Annotated in this window: 4 protein-coding genes and 1 pseudogene; 2 read left to right on the top strand and 3 right to left on the bottom strand. The window is 65.2% G+C overall.

What is annotated here, in order from left to right:
• Positions 1 to 160 precede the first annotated feature (160 nt).
• Both ACI944_RS12690 and ACI944_RS12685 read left to right on the top strand, forming a co-directional pair.
• A complete protein-coding gene (locus tag ACI944_RS12690) occupies positions 161 to 1,633 on the top strand; it encodes an MATE family efflux transporter (RefSeq protein WP_411719404.1) in 1,473 nt (490 codons plus the stop codon).
• A 261-nt stretch (positions 1,634 to 1,894) separates the two neighbouring features.
• A complete protein-coding gene (locus ACI944_RS12685; protein WP_411719403.1) occupies positions 1,895 to 2,074 on the top strand; it encodes a hypothetical protein in 180 nt (59 codons plus the stop codon).
• A 369-nt stretch (positions 2,075 to 2,443) separates the two neighbouring features.
• Here the strand turns inward: ACI944_RS12685 and purQ are convergent, their stop codons facing one another.
• The 3 genes and pseudogenes from purQ to ACI944_RS12670 all read right to left on the bottom strand — a co-directional run.
• Entirely contained in the window at positions 2,444 to 3,142 is a 699-nt protein-coding gene (gene purQ, locus ACI944_RS12680; protein ID WP_411719405.1) for a phosphoribosylformylglycinamidine synthase I, read from the bottom strand.
• A 32-nt stretch (positions 3,143 to 3,174) separates the two neighbouring features.
• Entirely contained in the window at positions 3,175 to 3,426 is a 252-nt protein-coding gene (gene purS, locus ACI944_RS12675) for a phosphoribosylformylglycinamidine synthase subunit PurS (protein WP_411719402.1), read from the bottom strand.
• Between the two features lie 117 nt (positions 3,427 to 3,543).
• Positions 3,544 to 3,956, bottom strand: a pseudogene (locus ACI944_RS12670) (hypothetical protein); the annotation flags it as partial.

Here is a 3,956-nt window from a genome sequence, read left to right as displayed (position 1 = left end):
CCTCGACGCCACCCATACGCCTCCGACGACCCCCCGTCCCCCTCGACACTCCCGATGAGCCGATCATAATGAATACGCGCCCGCCTGAGCCGATACCCCGACCGTCCGCCCGCCGTCGAGCCCGCGGCTTCACCCGGCGAGCGCGAGCGGGAGTCGCCAGATGAGCCGTTCGTCACCGCGAGATCGGGCGGTCAACGTCACGGACGGTGCCCTGCTCAAACCGCTCGTTGTCCTCTCGGTTCCGATCATCCTGACGAACGTGCTTCAGGTCGGCTACAACCTCGCCGACACGTTCTGGGTCGGTCGCCTCGGTCAACCGGCCGTCGCGGCGCTGTCGTTTTCGTGGGCTATCGTCTTCCTTGTTATCGCTCTCTCGCTCGGTTTCTCTGTGGCCGGAACCGTTCTCGTCGCCCAGAACAAGGGTGCGGGGCAGGTCGACCGCGTGGGCCGGGTGGCCGGCCAGACGATCACGGTCGTGTTAGGTGTCTCACTCGTCTTTTCGGTCGCTGGCTACGCGCTCGCGCCGACCCTTCTGGAACTCGTCGGGGCGGTGCCCGGTTCGCCCGAGCACCGACTGGCCGTGGCCTACACCCGCACGATGTTCATCGGTATCCCGTTCATCTTCGGATTCTTTGTCTTCCAGTCGCTGCTGCAGGGGTGGGGCGACACGCGGACGCCGCTGTATCTCATGGCCTTCGGCGTCGGGTTGAACGTCCTTATCGACCCGTTTTTTATCCTCGGATTCCAGGACAACGCGCTGTTTGCATGGTTCGGCGCGGACTCCCTGGAGACGACGCTATACGCGGCGACTGGGTTCTCGGGCCTCGGCATCCGAGGCGCGGCGCTGGCGACGATCTGCTCGCGGGGGATCGGCGCTGTCGTCGGCATTTACCTGCTGTTGTCGGGATCAGTCGGGATCGAACTCGTTCCCTCGGATTTCCGTCCGCGGTCGGATACAGTGCGCGATCTCGTTCGGATCGGCACGCCGGCCAGCGTCGAGATCTCGACGAGCGCGCTGAGCGTGACAATCCTGACCGCCCTCGTCGCCGTTGCCGGCTCTGATGCGGTCGCGGCCTACGGGATCGGCTCGCGGGTCACCTCAATCGTCGTGTTGCCGGCGCTCGGACTCGCTCGGGGGGTCGAAACCGTCGTCGGGCAGAACCTCGGTGCCGAACAGCCGGACCGGGCAAGGCGGGGCGTGGTGGCCGCCTCGGGAATCGTCGTCGCGTCGCTTCTGGCGTTTAGCGCCGCTATTTACCTGCTTGCCGACCCGATTATCGGGCTCTTCATCTCCGGGAGCGGCGCGGTCGCCGTCACGGATATCGGCGGCGAGTACCTCCGGATCGTCGGGTCGACGTACGTTTTCTTGGGGCTGTTCTATGTCATCCAAGGTGGCTTTCGCGGCAGCGGCGACACGCGGACCGCGATGGTGTTCGCGTTCCTCGGCTTCATCGTGTTCCGGTCCGCCTTCGCCTACGCCCTCGCGGTCCCCGGCGGGTTTGGCGCGACCGGCGTCTGGTACGGCGAGGCGCTGGCGAACGTTCTGATGGCGCTGGCCGTCGCTGGCTCCTTCCTGCAGGGAAGCTGGGCCGAGGGTGTGATCGACGACGGTGACGCCGCGGCCTCGGCCTGAGCGATAGGTTAGACCGTCCGAGACGGCTGAATGCGTGGTTATGTAGGCTCGCTTATGTCGCTACGCCGAGTACTTGCCTCTCTCAGCGACCGGACCTCCGCACGGTACGAAGCGGTGCTCAGCATCGTTCATATCGTGTATCAGTACGTACTACCTTAGAAAACGCATATACGATTATTTTGGCTATCAGTTCATACTTTTGCTGTAAAGTGATTCGAAATATTTAAATAAATGAACTACGTACCCTAATTCGAAGCACGAATGTCATATAGATCCTTGACAGCGACACTCACGCTGTATCGCGGCGGGACACTCACCCTTGAGGAAGCGGCGAAGCAAAGCGGCGTCCCACCGGTCAAACTGGCCGCCGAACTCCGCTCGCGCGGCATCCCCGTCCGCGAGGACCCCAGGGCGGACGTGACGGAACGAACAACGACCTGATCGCAGTTCGACGGCATTCTCACCGAAGATAATGGAAAACGACTCAGGGAAGTTCGAGCACGACGTGCCGCCGAAGCCGACGCTCTTTTGTCCGGACTGCGGACATCGGAGTCGTAGCGACGGTGACTGGCGGGTCGTCGAATCACACAGCAGCACCCGCTATCTATGCCCCGACTGCGAGGCGGAACTCGCCGACCGGCCGGCGTTTCGGTCGCGGCCGGGACCCCGTTCCGTCGCGATCTGGCGGCCCTGGACCGGTTTTTGCGCGTGGCTGCGGCTGTGGCGAAAAACAACTCCGGCCTAATCGTCTATTAACCGTCCGTCGTTCTACTGCAATCCGTCTCTTCGTCTCGTATTGAGCCCTTGCCGTTACTCGAATGCCCGGAGGATCCCCTGTCCGTCCGTCGGGCCGATGTCGGGGAGGCTGGCCCGCTCGGGGTGGGGCATCAACACCGCGATGTGGTCGTCCTCACCGAGGACGCCTGCAACGTTGTGTTTCGAGCCGTTCGGGTTGGCCGCGTCGGTGATCTCGCCGTCGGCGTCGCAGTACCGGAAGATCACGCGGTCGTCGTCCTCCATCGTCGCGAGCCGATCGTCGTCGATCTCGAAGCGCCCCTCGCCGTGAGCGATCGGAATCTCGATCACGTCACCCACGTCGTAGGCGTCGGTCCAGGGCGTGTCGGCGTTCTCGACGCGCAGGTACACCGGTTCGCACTGGAAACGGGCGCTGCGGTTCGTGGTAAACGCGCCGGGGGTGAGGCCGCTCTCTGAACCGATCTGTGCGCCGTTGCAGACGCCGAGAACCGGCGTCCCCGAGTCGGCGGCCGCCCGAACGTCATCGAGAACCGGGGTGCGGGCGGCCATCGCGCCGGCTCGGAGGTAGTCGCCGTAGGAGAAGCCCCCGGGGATGACGATCCCGTCGGGATCCGCCGGGAGGCCGTCGCCATGCCAGACGATCTCGCACTCGATGCCGAGGTGTTCGAGCGCGCGGACGGCGTCGCGGTCGCAGTTCGAGCCGCCGAAGCGGATGACTGCAACGCTCACAGCGAGCCCTCCGGCGGCGAGCAGGCGACAACGATCGTGTAGGGTGTGACTGTCATCTACGCCTCCGCGACCTCGACCTCGTAGTCGTGAATAGTCGGGTTCGCCAACAGCCGCTCGGCCATCTCCGCGGCCCGGGTTTCGGCGTCGTCGGCGTCGTCGGCGTCCACGTCGACCTCGAAGCGGTCGGCGGACCGGAGGTCCTCGAGTTCGAACCCGAGCCGTTCGAGAGCCTGCTGGGTCGTCTCGGCCTCGGGGTCGAGAACGCCCCGCTTCAGCCGAACGGTGACGGTCGCGGTGTAGGCAGTCATACGTGGACGGGCGTGTTCGTGCGTAAAAACGGTTGTGGGTTCGAATAGCTGTACATATTCGTGAACATCAACCGGCGGAGCGCCCACACGCGCCGCCCCGGCGGCCGCCAGCAGGTCTCACTCCGATAGCGCCTCAAGCACCCGCCCGTGGATGCGCCAGATCGCGCCGGTCCCGACGGCCGCCTCGACGACGAACAGCCGTCCGTGCCTGGAAACAGCTTCGATGTCGAAATCCCCCTCGTGGCCGTCGATAGCCCGCTTTGCCAGGGAACGCACCTGCTCGATCGACAGCGACGACGGGGCAGCAACGATGCCATATCGGAGCCGACTCGCTGTTCGGTCCGCTTCTATCGCGACGCCGAACGCCTCGGCGGCCGCGAGAAGAGCGTCGAGGCCGTCGACTGACCCGTCCGCCCGTGACTGGAGCCGCGAGCGAGCCTCGTCCCCGAGCGTGACGTAGGCGACGGCGTCGCCCGAGAGTTCGGCCGGCGCTACCCGGTCCGCCCCGGCGTTCCCAGTGGCGTGTCGAG

The sequence above is a fragment of the Natronomonas sp. genome, from assembly GCF_046710025.1.
Taxonomy (GTDB): domain Archaea; phylum Halobacteriota; class Halobacteria; order Halobacteriales; family Haloarculaceae; genus Natronomonas.
The sequence above is the reverse complement of the archived record's forward strand: the minus strand, read 5'-3'. Positions and strand labels throughout refer to the sequence as shown.

Excerpts from the sequence above, each read along its gene's own strand:
- ACI944_RS12690 (WP_411719404.1), top strand. The coding sequence starts at position 161 with ATGAGCCGTTCGTCACCGCGAGATCGGGCGGTCAACGTCACGGACGGT.
- ACI944_RS12685 (WP_411719403.1), top strand. The coding sequence starts at position 1,895 with ATGTCATATAGATCCTTGACAGCGACACTCACGCTGTATCGCGGCGGG.
- purS (WP_411719402.1), bottom strand. The coding sequence starts at position 3,426 with ATGACTGCCTACACCGCGACCGTCACCGTTCGGCTGAAGCGGGGCGTT.